Source organism: Microbacterium flavescens (assembly GCF_018588945.1).
Classification (GTDB): domain Bacteria; phylum Actinomycetota; class Actinomycetes; order Actinomycetales; family Microbacteriaceae; genus Microbacterium; species Microbacterium flavescens.
Genome location: NZ_JAFIWA010000001.1, coordinates 27,056 through 49,476, shown reverse-complemented (window position 1 = coordinate 49,476; position 22,421 = coordinate 27,056). Strand labels below are relative to the sequence as shown.

10 protein-coding genes are annotated in these 22,421 nt (G+C 69.2%); 1 reads left to right on the top strand and 9 read right to left on the bottom strand.

From position 1 onward, the window contains the following. Positions 1 to 64: 64 nt before the first annotated feature. The 6 genes from JX005_RS00125 to JX005_RS00100 form a co-directional block, all read right to left on the bottom strand. Complete coding sequence (locus JX005_RS00125) at positions 65 to 1,084, bottom strand: substrate-binding domain-containing protein (protein WP_214465287.1); 1,020 nt, start codon at positions 1,082 to 1,084, stop codon at positions 65 to 67. 251 nt (positions 1,085 to 1,335) lie between these two features. Further along, positions 1,336 to 2,355: a LacI family DNA-binding transcriptional regulator gene (locus JX005_RS00120; protein WP_214465285.1), complete on the bottom strand. Its 1,020-nt coding sequence runs from the start codon at positions 2,353 to 2,355 to the stop codon at positions 1,336 to 1,338. A gap of 8 nt (positions 2,356 to 2,363) precedes the next feature. Then, positions 2,364 to 2,771, bottom strand: coding sequence for an LPXTG cell wall anchor domain-containing protein (locus tag JX005_RS00115; protein WP_214465284.1), 408 nt, complete (start codon positions 2,769 to 2,771; stop codon positions 2,364 to 2,366). A gap of 5 nt (positions 2,772 to 2,776) precedes the next feature. Continuing rightward, complete coding sequence (locus tag JX005_RS00110; protein WP_214465282.1) at positions 2,777 to 3,853, bottom strand: DUF916 domain-containing protein; 1,077 nt, start codon at positions 3,851 to 3,853, stop codon at positions 2,777 to 2,779. A 76-nt stretch (positions 3,854 to 3,929) separates the two neighbouring features. Next, entirely contained in the window at positions 3,930 to 4,562 is a 633-nt protein-coding gene (locus JX005_RS00105) for a hypothetical protein (protein ID WP_214465281.1), read from the bottom strand. A gap of 345 nt (positions 4,563 to 4,907) precedes the next feature. Continuing rightward, positions 4,908 to 9,056, bottom strand: coding sequence for a beta-L-arabinofuranosidase domain-containing protein (locus JX005_RS00100; protein WP_214465280.1), 4,149 nt, complete (start codon positions 9,054 to 9,056; stop codon positions 4,908 to 4,910). 233 nt (positions 9,057 to 9,289) lie between these two features. Here JX005_RS00100 and JX005_RS00095 point away from each other — a divergent pair, with 233 nt between their 5' ends. Next, complete coding sequence (locus JX005_RS00095; RefSeq protein WP_214465279.1) at positions 9,290 to 11,986, top strand: LamG-like jellyroll fold domain-containing protein; 2,697 nt, start codon at positions 9,290 to 9,292, stop codon at positions 11,984 to 11,986. 253 nt (positions 11,987 to 12,239) lie between these two features. Here the strand turns inward: JX005_RS00095 and JX005_RS00090 are convergent, their stop codons facing one another. The 3 genes from JX005_RS00090 to JX005_RS00080 form a co-directional block, all read right to left on the bottom strand. Continuing rightward, positions 12,240 to 15,638 carry a family 43 glycosylhydrolase gene (locus JX005_RS00090; protein ID WP_214465278.1) on the bottom strand — a complete coding sequence of 1,133 codons (3,399 nt, stop codon included), beginning with the start codon at positions 15,636 to 15,638 and terminating at the stop codon, positions 12,240 to 12,242. Positions 15,639 to 15,652: 14 nt separating this feature from the next. Beyond that, entirely contained in the window at positions 15,653 to 18,580 is a 2,928-nt protein-coding gene (locus tag JX005_RS00085) for an immunoglobulin-like domain-containing protein (protein ID WP_214465277.1), read from the bottom strand. Between the two features lie 112 nt (positions 18,581 to 18,692). Further along, the gene (locus JX005_RS00080) at positions 18,693 to 22,202 is read right to left on the bottom strand and encodes a LamG-like jellyroll fold domain-containing protein (protein WP_214465276.1); all 3,510 of its coding nucleotides are present in this window, start codon (positions 22,200 to 22,202) and stop codon (positions 18,693 to 18,695) included. Positions 22,203 to 22,421: the final 219 nt, after the last annotated feature.

Genomic DNA, 22,421 nt, shown 5'->3' with positions numbered 1-22,421 from the left:
AGCGGGGGCCGCCGGAACGGCGACCCCCGCTCGCATCAGTTATCGTCTCGTCGACTGGGTCGAATCAGAAGCCCTTGCCGTCGTCGATCGCGGCCTGGCCGGCCTCGGGCGAGTCGAAGGTCTCACCGGGGACGATGATGTTCTTCTCGACGCTGTCACCCGCGAGTGCCGAGTTGACCGCCTCGACGGCGAGGTCGCCGAAGAAGGGGTTGTACTGGGCGACGAAGCTGAGCTCACCGGCGGCGAGTGCCTCGAGTGCGGGCGTGGTGCCGTCGATCGTGGCGATCTTCACGTCGGTGCCCGGTGCGAGACCGGCGGCGGTCACGGCAGCAGCCGCGCCGATGCCCATCTCGTCGTTCTGGGCGAAGATGAACTGGAGGTCGGGGTTCTCGCGCAGGACGGTCTCGATGACCGACTTGCCCTCGTCAGCGGTCCAGTTGGCGGTCTGCGCGCCGATCTTGGTCCAGCCCTCGGCGCCCTCGATGACGGCCTCGAAGCCCTCGTTCCGCTCGTTGACGACCGAGAGGCCCGGGACGCCCTCGAGCGTGAAGTAGCTCGCGCCCTCCGGGAAGGTCTCGACCGCCCACTCGCCGACGGTGCCGGCGACGTTCACGTTGTCGGGGGCGATGCGCGTGACGTAGAGGTCGTCGCTGGAGTCGACGCCGCGGTCGAGCAGGATGACGGGGATCTCGGCCTCCTGGGCCAGCTCGAGCGAGTCGTCCCAGCCGGACGCCTCGGTCGCGGTGAGGAGGATCACGTCGACCTCGTCGTTCACGAACGTCGCGAACGCGTCGATCTGCGACTTCTGATCGGTCGGGCTCGCCGCGGGAGCGTACTTCAGATCGAAGCCGGCCTCCTCGGAGAACGCGTCCTTGATCGCCTGCTCGTTGGCGTTGCGCCAGCCGCCCTCGGGGCCGACCGCGACGAAGCCGACCGTGGTCAGTTCGCCGTCGCCACCCGCGTCGCCGCCGTCGCCGTTGTCGCCGCCGCCGTTGCCGCCGCCTGCGCAGCCGGCGAGACCGAGGGCGAGGGCCCCCGCGCCGACGAAGCCGATCAGGCCGAGCATCCGCTTCTTGTTTGCCATCTCTTCTCCTCCTTGAGACTCCCCGACGCTTCTTGGTCGGCGAGGAAGTGCCGGTGCCCCAGCGGGACACTCTCGGGTGTGTGCGAGTCCATTGTGCGCGCTAACATGTCTGCGCGCAACTGGAACTTCCAGATTCGTTACTTCTCCGTTACCGCGAACATTAACACGATTGCGTGAGCGGCAACATCCCTCCGCCGTCACGAACGGCGAAGGCGCCTCTCCCACCCGGGTCGAGGCGCCTTCCGCAGAGGTCAGGCGGGCGGTGCCGCGCTCGAGCCGCGCACGATCAGCCGGGGCTCGATGATGTCGTGCTCGGTGACTTCCTCGCCTTCGATCGCGGCAATGATGATCTGCAGCGCGAGGGCGCCGAGCGCGGCGAAATCCTGCCGGACCGTGGTGAGCGGCGGCAGGAAGTGGCGCGCGTCGGGGAGGTCGTCGAAGCCGACGACGCTGATGTCCTCAGGAACGCGGAGACCGCGCTCGGACAGGCCGTGGATGAGCCCGAGGGCCATCTGGTCGTTCGCCGCGAACACCGCGGTCGCATCGGCGAAGTCGTAGGTCTTGCCGAACGAGTAGCCGTAGTCCGACGTCCAGTCGCCCACGACCGGCGGAGCGATCGGGAGGCCGGCGTCGGCGAGGGCATCCCGCCATCCCTGTTCGCGGGCGCGCGCGTCGAACCAGTCCAGCGGACCCGAGAGGTGGGCGACCGAGCGATGGCCCAGCTCGATCAGGTGCATCACCGCGGTCATGGCTCCAGCGCGCTGGTCGACCGCGGCCGTGTGCATCTCGGGGTCGGGCTCGGCCTTGATGACGAGGGTGGGAAGGCCGGTGCTCTGCTGACGCAGCATGTCGAGGGACGACGCGCGGGGGGCGATGACGCACAGCGCGTCCACGCCCTGGGTCACCAGCTCGACGACGCCCGTGTCGTTCTGCGACTCCTCGTCGTCGGAGATCGAGAACGCGCTGATCGCGTAGCCGGCGTCGCGCGCGGCGCTCTCGATCGCGCGGAGGGTGCTGTTCGGACCCCACTGGACCGGGCTGTCGACGAGCACGCCGATGCGCATGGCGCGGCGGGTGGCGAGCGCCCGGGCGATCGAGCTGCGCGTGTAGTTCATCTCATCGATGGCCTGGAGCACGCGCTCCCGGGTCGACTCGCGGATGTTGGGGTGCCCGTTCAGCACGCGGGACACCGTCATGTGCGAGACCCCGGCCTGCTTGGCTACGTCGTAGATGCTCGGGCGCTGCCAGCCCTTGGCGATCTGTTCCGACATTCTGAGACCTACCTCGCTCGACGTGAGCGGCCGGGGGCGTCACCCCGCGAGGGAACCGCCGCGTCCGTGAACGGGAGTCCCTCGGCCGCGTCGTCGGCATGCCGACCGCTGAGCACATAGTAGGGCGCGACGCCCGGCGCGTCGCGCGAACCGCTCTGGGAAGCGCGCACACGCCTCCCGATCAGCAGCGCCGTGCCCGCAGCCACGAGCACGAGTGCGAGCCACACGAAGAGAGCCGGGTAGTCCGCACCGGTGGTCGGGAGCACCCCGCCACCGCAGTCCACCGCGCAGCGGATCGGATCGATCTCGACGGTGACCAGCACGCCGCCCGAGCCCTCGATCTCATCCGCGAGCGCTGCGCCGGGCGCGAGCACGGCGGCGACGATGAGAGCGGATGCCGCGGCCATCCTGCTCACGCGGCTCACGAGGCGTCCGCCGACGCGTCGTTCGCCGGCGCGTCGTTCGCGCGGCGGCCTTCTTCACGGGCTTGATCGAGCATGTCCTGGAGCCTTTTCTTGGATCGGCGGCGGCCCCAGACCAACGCGAGGATGAGAAGGGCGATGCCCAGCAGCAGCAGCAGCTGCGGCCAGGGCACGGCCCAGACGATCGTATCGGCGGTGACCGGCTCCATGGTGGAGCTCTCACCGCCCATCGTCACGACGGTGGGCGTGACGACGACGCTCGCCGGCACGACGAACAGCGGCCAAACGTCGTCGACGAGCACTTCGAAGCGATGCGTGTCTCCGGGAAGGAGCTCCTGCGGGTTCTCCCCCTCGGCCGGGAAGGCGGCGCTCTGGCCGCCCGCGGAGACCGTTCCTCCAGCCAGAAGGATGGTGTTCCCGCGGTTCTCGACCTCGAGGCCCACCAGCACCTCGCCCGGACGGAACGGGTTCCACGAGAGCGTGTATTCGCCGGCGACAGCCTGGACGGCCGCCTCCGGTGTGAGCACCCCGGTCACTCGCGTCGTGACGCGGAAGCCGACGCGGCTCTCGACACCGACGGCGGTGCCGTCTTCGCTCTCCTGGACGGAGGTGATGGACGCCGTGATGCCCGCGGCGTGATCGCCGGGCTCGGCGTTGTCGGGCACCGTCAGGGTGAACGGCACCACGGCCGTCTCGCCCGGTCCCACTGTGACGGACTCGGGAAGCGAGATCCACGTGCCCGCGTCGACCGACTCTTCGCCGGCCGGGAGGATGTCGAACCTGCCCGCGCTCGTGTAGAAGCCGTCGGCGGCGAGCAGCGCGAACTCGACCGTCTCGCCGCTCACGTTGCGGACGGCGAAGTGATCGTCGACCGACTCCCCCGGATCGAGGGTGTTCTCGACGAAGGTGCGACCGTCCGGCCCGGACTCATTCGCCGGCGTCACCGACCACCGGATGTCGGGCGCGTCGTCATCGGCGAGAGCGGGCGCCGCGGCGCCCGCGGCCAGTGTGAGCCCGGCGAGCAGGCCGATGAGGGTGCGAAGCGCTCGGCGAGAGCGGGAGGCGTGGGACAGCACGATGGATCCAGACGTCAGGGTCGGGGCCGCTTACACGGCCCCGACCCGATTCAACACGATGAAGACGGGTGCGCGATCAGTACGCGTCTTCCCACAGCGTCAGCGTGATCGTCGCCGAGTAGCTGCCCGGCTCGACGTCAGCTGCGGTCTTCAGCTTCAGGTCGGCGTCAGCCGACCACGAACCGACCGTGCGCGCCTCGTTGGAGTCGAGGGTCAGCGCGAGCAGCTCGGCGCCCGCGAGACCGACGTTGTTTCCCGGAGCCGTGGGCTCGTCGAGTTCGGGCACGGTGCCGTCGCCCGCGGCGACCTCGCCGTCGCCCTCAGTGACGAGCGCGGGCGTCCAGCCGAGGTTCTCAGCGCCGATGGTCAGGCCGCCCGTGGCGGTGAAGTCGGACGACTGGCCGTTGACGTACCAGAACACACCGGCCGGCACCTCTTCACGGTCGTCGGTGACGGTCACGGTCGGCAGGGTTCCGGTGAACTCCCGGAACTCGGTGTCATCGGCCGCGGTGACCTCGGTCAGCGACGTCGAGTCATTGGCGACGCTCATCGTCAGCGCGCCGACGGGCTCGACGGCCTCGATGTTCACGTTGACGTCGACCTGGTCGTTGCCGACCTCGTCGGCGATCGCGGCGCCCGCGACGCCGATCAGCAGCATCCCGCCGAACGCACCGGCGGCGGTACGTGCGAACAGTCCTCGCTTGTTCATTCGTTCTCTCCAATTTCCCGGTCGGCACCCCTGCCGATCCGAACTCGCGAGCGACCGGACCATCCGGTCGTCGGGACTCGCTGGAAGCCTCAGCCGCGGCCGAGAGCCCCCGTCTCACTTGGGTCATGGCCGGCGCATTGCGCTCCGGCCCGATCGCTCGATGCCCGGAGACTCCGCGGCGCGGCGACGACCGCGTCCGCGGTCTGTGCCGTGCGGCTGGTGGAGTGACTGAGCATGTTGCACCTTTGCTCTCGGATCCGACGGTGGATCGACTGGCTCGTGTTGAATGTTACCGGCAACAGTTAGCGAGAACAAGACTCGAAACCGTTTTCGGTGTCCGAAATTTCACCCGCAGGTGGTCTCGGGGTAGGCGACCGGCACGGTGACCTCGACGGCTTCCCCGCCGAGGGTGGCCGATGCCGCGACCGACGCCTGTCCTGCCGGCAGATGCGCCAGCCGTGTCGTGAACGCAGCCGACGTCGCCTTGCCCGCTGCGAGCGCGGCGATGTCCTTGCTGCCGGCCGACGTCGTGATGCGCAGCGCCACGGGCACATCCGCGCCGTTGCGCGCCTGCACCGTCAGAACCGCCTTGCCCGCCACGCAGCGCACGGCGGCGCTGGCAGTGACTTCGAGCTGCGGTTCCTCCGAGGCACGCACGATCTCGATGCGGTACGTCGCGGACGTCGTGTGGTCCTGCGCCGTCGCGCGGAGCGTGAGGACAGTGGGCTCGTCGCCGGCGGCCAGAGTGACGGTACGCGGCTGGGTGTCGTCGATCAGCACGTCGCCCACGTACACCAGACCGCTCGCCACCGCGGGATCGGCGTCGAACGTCGCCGTCGTCGCGTCCGCGGGAACCGTGGCGGTGTACTCGTAGACGCCGTCCGTGAGCGAGGGTGCGAGCGCGCCGTCCTCGAAGGTGAGACCCGCGAGATCCGCGTCCGTGTCGTACGTGATCTTCGAGGTCGTGTAGACGCCGAACACGCCGCCGACGTAGCTCGTGCCGTTGCCCTGGAAGCGCACGGTCACCACCGGGATCTTCTGGCCGTCGCCGTCGAGGACGTACTGGCCGTTCTGGTCGCGCTTGTAGCTGTCCTTCGCCTCGATGCCCGCGAGGACGGATGCCGGGATCTCGTCGTACTGCACATAGAACGTGTTCGACCCCGCCGCGTTGGTGACGCGCTCGTTCTTGAGGAGCACGTCGTTGAGGTAGACGCTGAACGTGCGGCCGTTGTCTCCGCCGAAGTAGCGGACGCCGAGGTAGTTCTTCGGCAGGCTCGGATCGACGATCATGTCGTACTGGAAGTACGCGTCCGTGGCGATCTGGCCGTCGCGGTATCCCTCACCGAGCCACACGCCGACGCCGGACTTGTTGAACTTGTAGTTCTTGTCGGCCTCGCTGTTGTTGTCGTCGAACGACGTGAGCGAGTCGATCGTCGTCTCCTCGATGCGCTGCTGCTGCTTCCCCTTGAGGATGAGCTCCTGCGCCTGCGGTGAGTCCGGCTCGACGAGGTCCATGTAGATCGCGTAGCGGGCGCCGTACAGCGAGTACCACGGCTCGAACGTGAGCGCCTCGGTCGCGGCATCCGCATTCTGGATCTTGAAGCGCATGGTCTCGATGCCGTTCGCGTTCTCGCCGTCCGCGATGCGCACCAGGTTGTCGGCGATGCCGGCCTTGAACTGCTCCGCGTCGTCGACGACCACGTCGTTGCTGACCGTCTTGTCCGCCGTGCTCATGCGCACGAGCACTCCGGCGACGTACGTCGCGTCGACGTTGCTGCGGTTGAGCTCCGTCGCCAGCAGCACCGGGCCGTAGGCGAACGCGACCCAGTTGGGGTTCTCGGTGTTGTCGATCACGCGGACCTCGGCAGGGAGCGTGTAAGTGAGCTCATCGCCGACCGCGACGTCGACCACGACGTAGCCGTCCTCGGTGAGGGCGGCGACGTCCTGCGCCTGGCCGTTGATCTCCAGCGACGGGGAGCCGGCGACCCAGCCGGGCACCCGCAGCCGCAGCGTCGTGCCGTCGGCCAGCGCGCCTCCGTCGATCGAGTCGACCGAGTAGGTCACGGTCTCCTCGGCAGGGACGTTCGCGGTCTGCGTGAGCCGCAGATTGTGCGCGTCGTCGGTGTAGACCGAGGAGCGGAACATGTTGACGTAGACCGACTCGCCCTTGCGGAAGTAGATCGAGTCGCCGAGCTTCGTGAAGCTCTCGGTCGCCGTGCCGTGGTCGCACCAGAACTCGTCGTACGGGCGGCCGAAGACCTTGGCGTAGCCGGCCTGCATCGGCTGGAAGTACGTCATCATGCCGGTCTCGGGGTTCTGCTGCGCGACGATGGCGTTGATGTACGCGTGCTCGTAGAAGTCGGCGTACTTCACGTCAGGGGCCAGCTGGAACAGCGCCCGCGTCAGCTTGAGCATGTTGTACTCGTTGCAGATCTCGGAAGTCGAGTTCTCGCCGTAGCCCGAGGTCGTGCCGTTCGTCGCGTGCTCGTGCAGCTCGTCCGGGCCGTGGAAGTGCTCGGACTGGCTGTTGCCTCCGTTGGCGTAGGTGTGGTCGTCGACCACCATCTGCCAGAAGTTCTCGGCAGCCGTCCGGTACATGCCGAGGCTGCTCTTCTCAGCCGCCGTCAGCGTCGCGTAGAGGTGCGGGTTGTCGGTGAAGACGGTGTACCGCTTGAGCGCGCCGACGAGCTTCGGGATCGTCGTGTTCGCGTGCTTGCCGTTGAGGACGTCCTGGCCGGCGGCCAGCTGCTGGAACAGCGTCACCTCGTCGAAGTACTCCGCCGCCCGCTTGTGGGTGGGGTTCTCGGTGATGGCGTACAGCTCGTACAGCGCCTCGTTCATGCCGCCGTACTCGGTGTTGAGGATGGACGCCGGGTTGGCCTGGCGACCCGCCCAGTTGCGCACCCAGGTGCCGAAGCCGCTGGCGACCGAGAGAGCCTTCGCCGCCACGTCGGACGGAGCCTGGTCGTGCGCGTCGATGAGACCGGCGAGCACCTTGTGCAGGTTGTAGAAGGGGACGAGCAGGCCGCCGCCACCGCTCGGCAGGACGCTCGTCGAGAACGGCGAGACGTAGCCGGCATTGGTCGGATCGATGGCCGCGTACGCCGTCTGCGCGCTCTGCAGTCCCTCGACGGCGGTGGTGAGCTTCGCCAACAGCGCGGCCTTGGTGCCGGGTTCGGTCGTCGTCGCGTACGCCTGCGACAGCGCCGAGATGTAGTGGCCGAAGAAGTGGCCCTGGAACCGAGTGCCGCTCGCACGCTCCCATCCGCCGTACGGCTGCGCCGTCGTGGGCAGCCCCGCCTGCGTGTAGAAGGAGTACAGGAAGCGCTCGGGGTCGAGGCTCAGGAGATAGTCGATCATCTTCTGGTTGCCGTTGACCAGGTAGGGGTCCTCGAGCAGCACCTCGTCGAGCTCGGTCGACTCGACGTAGATCGAGGTCGAGGCTCCTTCCTGAGGCACGTCGACCTGGAACGTCTTGGTCACGGGCTCGCTTCCGCCGTAGCTCGCCGATGCCGTGAGCGTCACGGTCGCCGGCGCCGAGCTCGGACGCGTGACGGTCGCGACGCCGCCGTCGATGGCGATGACATCGGCGTCGGACGTCTCCCAGGAGATCGTCGCGCCGTTGGCCGCCTCGAGCGGCAGACCGAAGTCGGCGGCGGACGAGGACGGCACGGTCACGGTGTCGAGCCCGCGCTGGGCGATCGCCTTCGGGTCGAACGCGGGGTCGTTGGACTGCGTGAGGGACACCACGTCGGCGACCGTCGCCACGCCGTTGTAGAGCGTGTAGTCGTCGAGCAGGCCGTTCGCGTGGGCTCCGTTGTACTGCGGGCCGTTGTAGCCGAGGGTCTTCACCGTCGTGCTCTCGCCGACGATCGCGCCGGTGGCCGTGCCGGTCGCCGGGTACTTGACGGTCGAGATCTGCCGCTCGCCGTTGCGGTAGAACCGCACGTCCTTCGTCGCCTTGTCGTAGGTGACGACGACGTGCGTCCACTGCCCGGTCGGGAAGAACGCGGCCCGTGCCGTGTCGACGGCCACCTTGTACGGCTGATCGGATGCGGGACCCACCGACAGCACCAGCGGAGAGGTGTTGCTCTCGGACGTGAGGTACCAGCCGGGCGAGTTGTACGCGAGCTTGCTCCAGGCGAAGACCTGCTCGCCGCTCATCGTCGCGTTCGGCTTGTACCAGAACGACACCGTCAGGTCTGCGGGCTGCAGGTACGCGGCCGTGCCGAGCCGGATCGCGTTCGTGCCGTTCAGGTTGAACGCCTGGCCGTCGATGCCGGCGCCGTAGGCGGCCGTGCCCTTCTGCATCGTCACGGCGGCGGCGTTCGGACCCGCGTCCGTCAGATCGCCGTCGAAGTGCAGGTCGAGGACCTTGGCCGACTCGATCGAGAGAGGGGCAGCGGATGCCGCGGTCGGTGCGATGACGGCGAGTCCGGCGGCGGTCAGCGCCGTAGCCGTCGCGAGCGCCACTGCTCTGCGGAAGTTCTTCATGGTGTCAGGGCTCCTTTGGCCTGATCCCGACTCCGCGCCCCTGCTGTTAGCGGTATCAGGATGGTTCGAGTCATTGTTAGCGCGAACCGCCCAGGCTGTCAAGCAATCGGGCGAGACGTTATCGACCCTTGCCGTACCTCAGCGTGAGCGCTAACATTCCCAGCGCGCGCGACCAATCCGCGACTCTTCGCGCCCGCTCGGCCGCGCACAGCAAAGGAGCTGGAGTGACCCTCATGCCACGAACCACCTGGTCCGATGCCGGCATCCGCCGCAGGCGCCGGCCCCGCACCGCCGTCGCCGCGCTCGTCGGCGCCAGCCTGATCGCCACGGCCCTCGTCCCCCTCGCTGCTCCGGCGGCGGCGGGAGCGAGCGCAGCCGCTCCGACCAGCGGGCTGCTCGCCGAATACCTCTTCGACCAGACCTCGGGCTCCAGCATCCCGAACCGCGTCGACGGCGGCGCGCCCGCGACCGTCGTCAACGGCACCGACGCGCAGTGGACCGGCTCCTCCCTCGTCTTCGCCGGCGGCGCGAAGACGAGCACGACGGCGAACTGGGTGGAGCTGCCCGACGACGTTCTGGCCGGCGAGACCTCGGCCACCGTCACGATCGAGACGAAGCTCGACCCGACGATGAAGAACAACTGGAACTTCCTCTGGAACATCGGCAGCAACTCGACCACGCAGTACTACTTCGCCTCCGTCCGCGATAATCCGCGCACGTCGATCACCACGGGCGGCGGAGGGGGCGAGGTCAACGCCCGCTCCGGGACCGCGCTCGACGCGAACCGCTGGTACAGCCTGACCTCGGTGATCGACGGCGCCGCCGGACACATCACCTTCTACGTCGACGGCGAGCGCGTCGCCCGCACGAACACGGCGCTCACCCCGGCATCCATCACCGACCAGACTCTCAACGCCATCGGCCGCGCGCCGTACCCCGACCCGATGTACAAGGGCGAGGTGTCGTCGTTCCGCATCTACGACCGCGCGCTGAGCGCCTCGGAGGTGGCCGACGTGTCGGTGGCGGATGCCGCGATCCACGCGGCATCGCACCAGCAGGCCGCCCAGACCATCGCCGACGGCGTCGCGGGTGTGACCTTCGACGAGCCGGTGGCGACGCTGCCGACGTACGGCGGTCGCGTGAGCTGGTCGTCGGAGGACCCGTCGATCGAGATCGGCGAGGACGGCGTGACGGCGACGGCATCGCAGCCCGCGGCCGGCGAGCCCGCGCTTCAGACGACCCTCACCGCCACGGCGACCGTCCGCGGCGCCACCGCGACCCGTGAGGTCACGGTCACCGTGCAGCCCACGGCCGCCGCTGACGATGCGTTCGGCTACGCGATGGTGCACTTCATCGAGAACTCCGCCGGCTACGCCGAGAAGATCTACCTCGACGTCTCGCGCGGCGACAACCCCGAGCAGTGGGATCCGCTCAACGGCGGGCAGCCGATTCTGGCGTCCGACCTCGGCACGACCGGCGTGCGCGACCCCTACCTGACCTACAACCCCGAGACCGGGACGTACTACATCATCGCGACCGATCTGCGCGTCTTCGGCGGCGACCGGGGCGTCAGCGGCTGCATGGAATGGTGCTACTGGAGTTCGCAGGGAAGCACCAAGCTCAACGTCTGGGAGTCCAAGGATCTCGTTACCTGGAGCGACCTGCGCCAGTTCGACGTCGCCCTCTCGGATGGTGCGAAGGTCGGCGAGCTCGGCATGGCGTGGGCACCGGAGGCCACATGGGTTCCGGACTACTACGGCCCGGGTGAGGGCGGGTTCGTCCTGTACTGGTCCTCGAACCTCTACGCGAACCCCGAGCACACCGGCTCGTCGTACTCGCGCGTCCTCTGGGGCGCGACGCCCGACTTCACCCAGGAGACCTACGAGTATGGCGGCGTGTTCATCGACGCCGGCGGCAACACCATCGACACCACCATCACCCAGCACGATGGCAAGACCTACCGCGTCACGAAGGACAACTCCGCGGGCAAGGGCCTGTACCTCGAGTCGACGCCCGCCGCCGAGTGGTGGAAGCCCTCTGCGACGTGGACTCAGCTGCAGACGCGCATCGGCGCGGAGTGGGCGGGCGGAAACGCCGGCGGCGTCGAGGGCCCGGCCATCTTCCAGCGGCACGACGAAGACAGGTGGTACCTGTACGTCGACGTCATTCCGTCGACGGGCTACCGGCCGATGGAGACCACCGACCTCGACGCGGGCTTCACCCAGCTCATCAGCAGCAGCTTCTACATGGCGCCCAGCACCAAGCACGGCGGCATCGTGGGGCTGACCAAGGCCCAGTACGACGAGATCCGTGAAGCGGATGCCGCATCCGCCGTCGCCGGTGACCTCGGCGCCGTCGAGGTCGACGCCGATGCCTCCGAGGCCGACGTGCGGGCGGCCCTGCCGGCCGAGGCCGACGTGGTGCTCGCCTACGGGCGCGGTACGGCCTCGCAGCCGGTGACGTGGGACCTGTCCGACCTGGACACCGGCACGGGCGGCACGTATGAGGTGACCGGCACCGTGCGCACGATCGGTGCGAACCTCAACCAGTGGGTCGGCGCCGGCGGCTCGACGGCATGGAACGCGCCGGGCAGGCAGCTGTACAGCTCGACGGCGATCACCGTGACAGCGGACGTGGTCGTCGCGGCACCGGTGCTGCCGGTGACGGTGACGGCCGACACGCGCTGCGTGTCGGGCAAGGTGACGCTCACCGTCAAGGCGACCAACGACGGCGACGCGCCGGTCGGACTGACCGTCTCGACCACGTACGGGTCGAAGGCGATCGCCGTGCTGCAGCCCGGCAAGTCCACCACCAGCGCGTTCTCGACGCGACAGGCTTCGATCGCCGGCGGCACCGTGTCGGTCGACGTCACCGCGGCGGGTGACCGCGCCGAGGCATCCGCCTCCTACGCCGCGGCCACCTGCGGCTGAGCCTCCCCCGAGAAGGGCCCCGCCGGCATCGCCGGCGGGGCCCTTTCTTTCGCCGGCGGCGGTGGGGCGAGCGGAGCGAGGGGAACGCTCCTCGGCGGGGAACCCGTTTCGTCTCGTCGCTTCGCTCCTCGCTCAACGACCCGGACCTGCCTGCCTGAACCCGGGTCGTTGGGCGAACGCACGACAGCGCGCCGCGGGGTCCGTCCACACCCGCGGCGCGCGTCGCGTCGACCGCTCTCGCGGCCGGGTCAGGTCACCCGCACGAGGCGGGCGAGGCGTTCACCTCCACGGTGTCGGTCACCGGCGATCCGCCGATGTTCGCGGAGGCCGTGAGCGTCATCGTTCCACCGGGGATCGCCGCCAGCCGTGTCGTGAACGAGGCCGATGCGCTCTTGCCTGCGCCGAGCGCCGCGAACGTCTTCGAGCCGTACGCGCCGGAAGCGGTGGCCGACACGGGCACGTCCTCACCATTGGTCACCGTGACGACCTGAACGACCTTGCCGCTGACGCAGCGGGTGGTGACGGATGCCTCCACATCGAGTCCGGCCGGTCCGGTGACCATCACCGTCGCCGTCACCGTGCGGTTCGCCGTGGCGAGCCATTCGGTGTCGGTCATGTCGAGGATGGGGCTGCCGTCCTGGCGGAAGTACACCATCCGCACGCCGGAGTCGCGCGTGCCGTTCTGCGTCGCCTTGGCGTGGAAGACGTTGATCAGGTTTCCGTCGTCGTCGTACGTGTACGAGTTGTGACCCGGTCCCCAGTTGTCGGAGAAGACGCCCTCGTAGCTCCAGATCGCGTTGTCGCGCACGTGCCATGCATCCGGGTCGAGCAGGTCGGCGCCGGACGACGCCGTCGCGAGCCCCACGGCGTAGGTCCAGTCGATGTTCGAGCCCGAGAACGTGATCATGACCTTTCCGGCGCGCTGGATGACGAACGGTCCTTCAGCGACGGCCGAGGTGTTGGTCGACCAGCCCTTGTCGGGATACACGATCGTGGACCGCGGGCTCGAGAGCCGCCACGGGCCCGTCGTCGACGGCGTCACCGTCGCGATCTTCAGGACCGCCGGCCCTGTCGCCGGCGAGACGATCCGCTCCGACCAGGCGACGTAGTCGGTGCCGTCGTCCTCGAAGTGCGTCATGTCGAGCGTGATGCCGGTGCCATAGGTCGTGAGGGGCTGACCGGCGGCGTCGACGACGCGCTGCGGGGCCTCCCAGTCGGCGCGGACCAGAGGGTTCCCGCCGGTCTTCAGTCGCATCGTGTACGACTGCACGCCGGTCCACGAGTTGGCGCTATTGGCGTTGGCCGCGAACAGGATGTACAGGTCGCCGTCCACGACGTGCAGCTCCGGTGCCCACAGCTGGGCGTTGGTGCTGGTGCCCGACAGTCCGTAGCCGAGGATGCGGTTGTCCGGCGCTGATCCGAGCCCCGCGATCGTGTCGGCCTGACGGATGAAGAACTCGTCCTGCCCGCTGTCGTCGGTGGCGATGTACAGCCAGGTCTTGTCGCCGTTCGGCAGCGTGTAGCGCAGGACGTGCGGGTCGGCGCGGTTCGGCAGCAGCGGGAAGATCGTGTCGGTGCGCGCGAGGGTTCCGGTCACGGTGTACTCGCCGGGCGTCGACGTGTCGACGGCAGACGTGTCCCAGTCCACGCCGAAGTCGTGCGTGCCGCCGTCGGAGAACTCGGCCGTCACCTTCCCCGGCAGCTCGACCTCTCCGCCGGCGGCGATCGTCACGTCATCAGGCGCCTGCAGTCCGGTGTTCCGCACCCGTCCGAGCAGGTGCTCGGCGGTGCGGGCCTCGGTCACGGTGACGGGAACGATCGACGCCGTCTCGGCGTAGGCCACGTCGATCGTGCCGGCGCGTCCGGCGGGCTGCTGGCCGGCCTTCACGGCGGTCACCGAGCTGAAGTCGGCGGTGGTGCCGGTCAGGGTCGAGCCGGAGGCGCTGGTCCACGCGACGCGATAGGCGCTGACGCGGGAGTCCCACTCCGCCGAGACGACACCGGTCGTGCCCTGGCCCGGAAGCGGGAGGTATCCCACCTCACTCCAGTCCACGAGGTCCGGCGAGGTGAAGACGAGCGCACCGGCCGCGTCGGCCGCGCCGGCGTCGGACGTACGGCGTGCGATCATCCCGAAACCCTCATCGCCCGACAGGCGGAACACGTAGGGCCGCGCGAGGTAGCGCTTCGTCCCGTTGTTCGTCTCGGTCATGCCGCTGACGGTGGGGAACACGACGCCGGCTCCGGAGTTCAGGGCGGTGAACGTCGTCCCGTCGGAGCTGAGCGCGAGGTGGCCCGAGCGCGTGACCTCGGGATCGTCGCCTCCGCGGGTGTTCTTCGACGTGGTGTAGGCGGCGAGGCGCGAAGCCCCCGCCTCGGCGATCCGCACGTCGAGCTCGGTGGTCGCGGCGTCTTCACCGGTGCCGACAACCGCCTGAAGCGTGGCCGCTGCCAGGCCCGTGGCGGGCGCGCCCGCGATCGCCCCATCGGAGACCGAGCCCGCGCCCGATACGTGCGACCACACGACGGGCAGACCGAGTGCCGTGTCCGGCAGCACGTAGCCCTGCTCGAGCACGGAGGGCAGCAGCAGGGTCTCCGCTGCGCGCGCCGCCTGCTCGGCTGCGGTCGGCGCCTTCCGCACCGTGACCTCGAAGTTTCTGGTGGCGGTCTGACCGCGCACGGTGGCGGTCGCCGTGAGGGTGACGATCGTGTCGGCCGAGGGCTGCGTGACGTGCCCGTTCGGCGCGACGATCCCGGCGGGCTGCGACGTCCACGTCACACCGCCGGCCGTCGGAAGCACGAGGTCGGACTCGACCTGCGAGAGGTCCTGCACGTTGGCGGCGTCGAGGTCGATCGCGTTCGCCACCTCCGTGGCGGTGGCCGCGGCATCCGTCCATGACGCCGTCGCGATGTCCGCAGCCGACAGCTCCTCGTTGTACACGCGGAACGCCGAGACGCCGCCCTGGTACAGGGAGTCGCCCGCGTAGGCGCTCTTGCCGATGTAGTTCATCGTGTGGGTCGCGAGGTCGCTCAGGGCGACGGTGGAGTCCGCCTTCTGAGCGACGAGCGCTCCGTTGAGGTAGAGCTTCAGCGTCGATGTCGTCGCGTCGGCGTTCTTCGAGATCGTGGCCGCGACCGACTGCCACTGGCCCTGAACCAGCTTGGTCGCGGACGTCACCGACTGCTCGCCCGACCAGTTGGACGGGGAGATCGCCACCCGCGGTGCGACCGGCTGGATGAAGAACTGGCCGGTCGCCGAGTCGCCCGAGCCGCCGAAGTTCCACAGGAACCTGTTCCCGGACAGCGCCGTCGGGCTCGTCTCGATGACGATCGTCGCCGCGCTCTGCCCGGCGAGGAGGTCGTTCGGCAGATGAACGTGGTTCGACCCGGTGAACTGCATGTAGCCGCCCCGCCAGGCCGCTCCGCCGACGACGGTGCCGTTGCGACCGGCGCCGGAGACGTCGTTCAGCACCGTCCCGCTCGTCTCCGAGAAGTCGTACGAAGCGAGCAGCGAAGCCGGCTCCGCGCCGGCCGCAGCCGGACCGGTGACGCCGATCGCGCCGGCGACCAGCGCGGCTCCGATGAGGCCTGCGAGCGTCTTCTTCCTGCGCGCTGTGCGCGAGGCGCCTACGGCGGGGAGGTGTGTGCGATCCACCGGATCTTCCTTTCTCAGCCGCAGTTCGCGGCGGGGTAGCCGGCGTCGGTCGTGACCGTGACGGGCGCACCGCCGACGGTCGCCGTCGCCGTGAGGGTGACCGCGCCGAGCGGGATCGATGCCTGCCGCGTGGTGAACGAGGCGGACGCGCTCTTGCCCGCGCCGAGCGACGCGAAGCTCTTCGAGCCGTACGGGCCGGTCGCCGTCGCCGAGAGCGGGACGTCGTCGGCGTTGGTCACGGTGACCACCTGGACGACCTTCCCCGATACGCAGCGCGAGGTGACGGATGCCTCGACCGCGAGCGCCGGCTCATCGCCGAAGTTCACTTCGACCGTCGCGGAGGAGCCGGAGAGCACGTCGAAGCCGAGGAACTCGGCCTTCAGCTCGACCGGCTGGCCCGCGGCATCCGATTCCGGTACGACCGCCTCAGCCACGTACCCGCCGTCCCGCGCGGTCAGGACCGACTCGAACTCGACGTCGCCGACCGAGAAGCGCACCGCACCGGCCACGGCTCCGCCGTCCGCGGCCGACACCCGAGCAGTCAGCACGTCACCTGAGCGGACGGTGTCGCCCGCGACCACGCCCTCGATGTCGACCGCGGTCGCGACCTTCGTCAGCGGTGCGCCCTTCGCCGACTCCCACTGGTTGAGCGTGACGGGCATGACGCTCCCGTGCCTCGACTTGGGCAGCGAACCGGTGACGGTGCGCCACTGGGGATCCGCGAGCGACTCGGTGAACAGCGGCAGGTACCCGGTCCCGGTGAAGTCGTCGACGAACAGGTAGAAGCCTTCGTCGACACCCTCGGGAAGCGACGTGTCGCCCTGGTTCGCACGGAAGATCGTCGGGCCCTCGGTCGTGCGCGTCGTGTTGCGCGCCGTCTTGGAGATGCAGCTCGCGTCCGTCTCCCACGCGTAGTCACCGGGAACGGTGAGGGCGCGCAGCGCGGGCGAGGACTCCTGGAGGATGTCGACGCAGCCCGTCACCTCCTTGGTGAACCGGTAGAACGTGCCGTCGTCCTCGATCATGGTCGAGTCGATGCGGTCGCCGGCGTCCTGCCAGACCGTGGCGGGTGAGAACGTCACGAAGTCGCGCGTGGTGGCGTACATCACCTTGGAGTACGTCGAGTTGGGCGTGCGCGCCTTGTCGTAGGGGCGGGTGCCGTCGAGGTAGATGCGCGACGACCAGTACACGACGTACTCGCCGGCCTCGTCATCCCAGTACGCCTCGGGCGCCCAGGTCATCGAGGCGTTGGGGCCCGACACCTTCACGTGGCGCTGCTGGCTCCACGTCCGCAGGTCGGTCGACTCCCAGATCTCGAGGTGCGCGCTGCCGAAGTCCAGCGCTCGGTCCCAGCTGCCGTTGCGGCCGATCGAGAGGTCGGTCGCGATGAGGAAGAACCGGTCCCCCTCCGCCGAGCGCATGATGAAGGGGTCGCGCAGGCCCATCTCGCTCAGGGTCGAGGTGAGGATCGGCGCGCCGCCGTTCTGCACATCCCACGCCATCGCGCTGTTCCCCTGCGACGCGGCCAGATGGACGTTCTCGCCGGCAACGGTGTCGGCGGTGAAGTAGGCGAAGAGATAGCGACTGTCGACGGCGTCTCGCGGAAGCGGCGCCACCGTGACGTCGAACGTGCGGGTCGCAGCATCCACGCCCTCGCCGATCGTCGCGGTGAGCGTGACGTGCTTCGCGGGCTGACCCCACGCGGGACGTGTGACGACTCCGGGTGCCGCGTCACCGACGGCGACGTCGGAGACGACCGAGTCGTCCGAGGACGCCCACCCGATAGGTGAGCCCGCGGCGCCGCGTTCGGGCAGCGAGACGTTGCCTCGCACGGTCTCCGGCACGTGGAGCGCAGCGAGGTCGGCGGCGAGGTCGGAAGCCGTCAGAGCGGGCACCGTCACGGTGAAGGTCCGCGTCGCCGGTGCGCTCTGGCCGCGGGTGGTCGCCGCGGCGGTAAGGGTCACCGTGGCCGCCGGCTCACCCGGAGCCGGACGCCTGACGGTTCCGTCGGGCGCGATCACGGCCTCGTCCGACGAGGCCCACGAGATGCCGTGGAGCGTCACGAGCTGCAGGTCGCCGGTCACCGCGGAGGTGTCGCCGAGATCGAGTGCGGCGAGCTTGGCCGCGGCTGCGGCGGCGAGTTCAGCCGCATGGGGGACGGCGTCCGTCGCGGACAGCGCCACGACCTCACTGTCGGACAGCGCCCGGTCATAGACGTGGAAAGCCCCGACCGAGCCCTTGAAGAGCGCGTCCGGCCAGGGGGCGCGACCGATCGTGTTGAGCGACTGCGTGATGTCTGCGGGGGTGAGCGTCGTCTTGGCGACGCCGGCGCGCTGACCGTCGGTGTAGAACGTGAGCGTGTCGGCCTCGGCGTCGATGACGGCGGTGAGGCTGTGCCAGCGATTCGCCGTGAGCGCGTATCCGGTACCGTTCTTCTCACCGGCGCCCGACCCGGTGGTGATGGCCGAGCGAGCCGCGCGAGCGGTCGCGAACCAGTACTCCTGGGTCGCATCGTTGCCGATGTTCCACAGGAAGTGGTTGGTGTTCAGCATCGTGGGATCGGCTTTCACGTCGATCGACACGGTGGCCGACTGAGCGTCCGCGAGGATGTCGTCGGGCAGCTCGACCCAGTTGCCCGTCGACGTCTTGGCGCCGCCGAGGAACCGCAGCGTTCCCGCTTCGGACCGCTGATCCTCGGCATAGTTGCGCACGACCGCGTCCAGCGGATCGCCCGCCGCCGGGTCTCCGTCGGCGGTGTTGCGCAGCGCGTCGCCGGAGGTCTCCTCGAAGAGGTACTCGGCGACCAGTCCGTCGCGCAGCGGATCGGCGGCCGTGGCGGCGGAGGCGGCGGGGATCAGGCCGGCGGCCACGACGCCCGCGGCGGCCGCCACGGCCACCGTCCGTCGCATCGACCGCGTGCCGGGGTTCCTCGAGATGGTCATGTCGGTGATTCCTCGTCTCGGGTGGAAGGAGGGGATGCCGCGGCCCGGCGTCGGCGCCGGGCTGCGGGAGGGGGAGCCGACGTCGCTGCGACGTCGGCTCCCTGCCCATGCGTCAGCCGCAGGTGGCGGACTCGTACGGGGCGTCCTGCGTGGTGGTCACGGTCTCGCCGCCGATGGTGGCGGTCGCCGTGAGGGTGATGGTGCCCCCCGGGATGGCGGCCAGCCGGGTCGTGAACGTCGCCGACGAAGCCTTGCCCGCGCCGATCGACGCGAACGTCTTCGACCCGTACGGACCCGCCGCCGTCACCGACACCGGGACGTCGTCGGCATTGCGCACGGTGAGCACCTGCACGACCTTGCCCGCCACGCATCGCGACGCGGTCACGGCTTCGACGTCCAGCTGCGGCTCGGACCCGCCCACGACGGTCACCGTCGCGGTGACCAAACGGTTCTCGGGTGCGACCTCCTCATCCGACTCCATGTCGAAGATCGGCATTCCGTCCGCGGCGAAGTGGACGCGGCGCACGAACATGTCACGGCCCGTCAGCCCGCGGTTGCTGGTGCGGGCGTGGAAGACGTACAGGATGTTGTCGTCCTCGTCCATCGACCACATGCCGTGGCCGGTGCCGAGCTGCCACGCGCCGTTGAACATGCCGGACTTCTGGATCGGGTAGTTCAGCTTCGTCCACGCGGCCGGGGAGGTGAGGTCGACGTTCTGCCCCGCCTCCGCCGTGATGAGGCCGGTCGTGTACGAGTCGCCCACGCTCGATCCCGAGTAGATAATGTAGAGCGTCCCGTCCTTGGCCAGCACGTTCGGGCCCTCCGCGATGACGTTGTCCCATGCGAACTCCGGCGGCAGGATGCGCACCGGCGCGGAGGTCAGCCGCGTCGGGTCGGCGGGGTCCATCTTGGCGATGAAGACCGACCCGAGCATCTGCCAGGCGTAGTACGACTGACCGGAGTCCTCGAAGTACGTCATGTCGAGCGAGATGTTCTGCACCGGGTTCAGGATCGAGCCGTCTGCGCGGAGCACCTTCTGCGCCTTCGTCCAGTTCGCCGGCACCGCCGGGTCGAGGTGGTTGCCCTGTGCGTCCTGCTGCAGCTGGATGATGCTCGCCCTACCGGTCCACATATCCGGCTGGCCGTTGGTGCCGTTGTAGCAGGGCATGAAGAAGATCGTCAGCTTGCCGCCCACCATGTGGAACTCGGGTGCCCAGAAGCAGCCGGTCATGACCCCGCCGTCGGCGTCGGTGTCGCCCCGCTTGAGCAGGTCGATCTCGACGTTGCGACCGGCGCGGATCGCTTCGTCGGACAGGTCCTCGATGTTGTCGGCGATGCGGATCGGCATGTGCGGGCCGTTCGCCGGGTTGATCGGGTTCAGGTTGAGGTCCTCGGTCGCGATCATGAGGAACTTCGTCTGCCCGTTCCAGTCGAACTTGAAGATCGACGGGTCGGCCCGCTCGTCGGCGAACGGCGTCGCGTACTGCGGGTGCTTGATCGACCCCGTGACCTCGTACGTGCCCGGTGTGCTCGTGTCGACCGCCGCAAGGGAGTCGGCATCCCACTCGATGGCCCGCGTCGCCGCCGAGCCGTCGTTGTACGTGAGCTCTGCGCGCTGGGGCAGATCCGAGGCGGCCAGCTCGTCGCCGGCCTCGACCTCCACGGCATCCAGCGCCGTGACCCCGGTGTTGACGATGCGGCCGAACCGGACGTTGAGGGCGTCTGCGACGGAGGCCGGGATCGCGATCGCGTTGCCGGTCGCGAAGTTCGGGATGCCGGTGCCGGCCGTCCCGTCCGTCGCTGCGACGGCACCACGCTCCACGGGGCCACGGGTCGCGGCATCCGTGAGACTGCCGAAGGTGGTGTACATCGACGCGCCGGCGTCGGAGGTCCAGCTGACCACGTAGCGTTCGGCAGCCGAGTCCCACACGACTGCGGGGTCGTTGACCCCACTGGTCACGCCGACGTCGACGAGGCCGACCTCGTCGTACGACAGCAGATCGGTGCTGCGCGCGAAGAGCATGCGGTTCGTCTGCGTGCCGTCGGCACCGCCGTTGCGGGCGGTACGGGTGGCGACGATGCCGAAGCTGCCGTCCTCCAGGTAGAAGATGTGCGGGTTGCGCAGACTGCGGATGAGGCTCTCGCTGGGGCCGTTCGCCGGCACGGGCGCCGAGGTCTTCGGGAAGAAGATGCCGTAGTTCTCGTTCAGCGGAGTCCAGCCGTCCTCGGTCGACAGCGCCAGGTGCATGCTCAGCGCCACGTCGGCGTTGTTCGCCTCGGAGACGGACGTCGGCGTGCGGTGGTACGCGAGAAGCTCGTGAGCGGATGCCGGCAGCACGCGCACCGCGAACGTCCGGTCGACGTGCACACCGGTCGAGCCGTCGGTGATCCGGACGGTGATCTCGGCGTCGACGGGCTGATCCGACGTCGTGGTGATCGTCTCACCCACCTCGACTTCGCCTTCGACGCCGGTCACGGCCACCGTCGTGCCCTCCGGCGCGGCCGGCAGGGCGGCGCCCGAGCGAACGACCGAGGGGATCACGAACCGCTGCGCCAGGCGCGCGGCACGGTCTTCGGCGGTCTCCGTCGAGGGCAGCACCGTGACCGTGATGGTCTGCGTGGCGCTGATCCCGCGGAGGGATGCCTCGGCGGTGAGCTCGACCGGGATCGACGGCTGCCCGGCGAGCGGGGGCGTGACCTGACCGGTCGGAGATACGACGGCCGGGTTGCTCGAGGTCCACGTCACGCGGCCCTGCGAGGTGGGAAGGTCGATGTCGCCGCTCGTCTCGCGATCGGTGAGGGCCAGGCCCGTCAGAATCGCCTGTGCCTGCGCGCGCAGCTCGGTCTCGTTGGCCAGTGCGTCCTCGGCCGAGACGTCCGCGACTTCGGCGGCCGTCAGCGCCCGGTCGTAGACGCGGAACGACGAGATCGCGCCCTGGAAGAGCGGGTCGGGCCACGGTGCGCGGCCGATGGTGTTCAGCGACTGGTCGACGATGTCGGCCGGGGTAGCGCCGACGGACCCGTGACCGACCCGGGCGCCGTTGATGTAGAGCGAGGCCGTGCCGGCCGCTCCGTCGACGACCGACGTCACGTTGACCCAGGTGTTGGCGGTCAGCCCGCACGAGCCGGACTGCACGAGCTCTTCGACGCCGCCTGCCTTGATGCCCACGAGCGGCGTGCGCCCCGACCCGCAGTTGAGCGAGGCGAAGAAGTATTCGTTGGCTGATGACTCGTTCCCGATGTTCCAGAGGAAGTGGAAGCCGTTGAGCATGGCGGCGGATGCCTTCACCTCCGCCGTGATGGTCGCCGATTCCTGTCCGGCGAGGATGTCGTCGGGAAGCTCCACCCAGTTGCCGGTCGACGTCTTGGCACCACCTCGCAGGGTGAGCGAGCTGCCGGTCCAGTCGGCGGCCTGAACGTTGCGCACCGTGGCTGCGCCCAGGACCGAGTCCGCAGCGGTGTTGGGCACCGCCGCGCCCTCAGCCAGGTCGAAGATGTACTCGGCGACAAGACCTTCATCGGGGGCGTCCGCTACCGCGTTGCCGACCCCCATGCCCAGCACCATCGCGCCCACGGCGACAACGGCAGCTGCAGTCTTCCTGCTCCGGGAGAACACTGTCATTTCACTCTCCATCAAGTGACGCCGAACGTCGTCGCTTCGGCTGTTATCGCTCACGTTAGCGGTAACTCAACGTTGTACACCAGGCTTGAATTGCCGAATCGTCCAAATTGCTTCCCCCCGGGATCGCAAATCGACCCTTGGAATGTGAGCGGTAACGCGCTACTCTCGCGACCATGTCCCGCGAACCCGCGCGGGTCCCCTGCCGCGACGAAGAGGTTT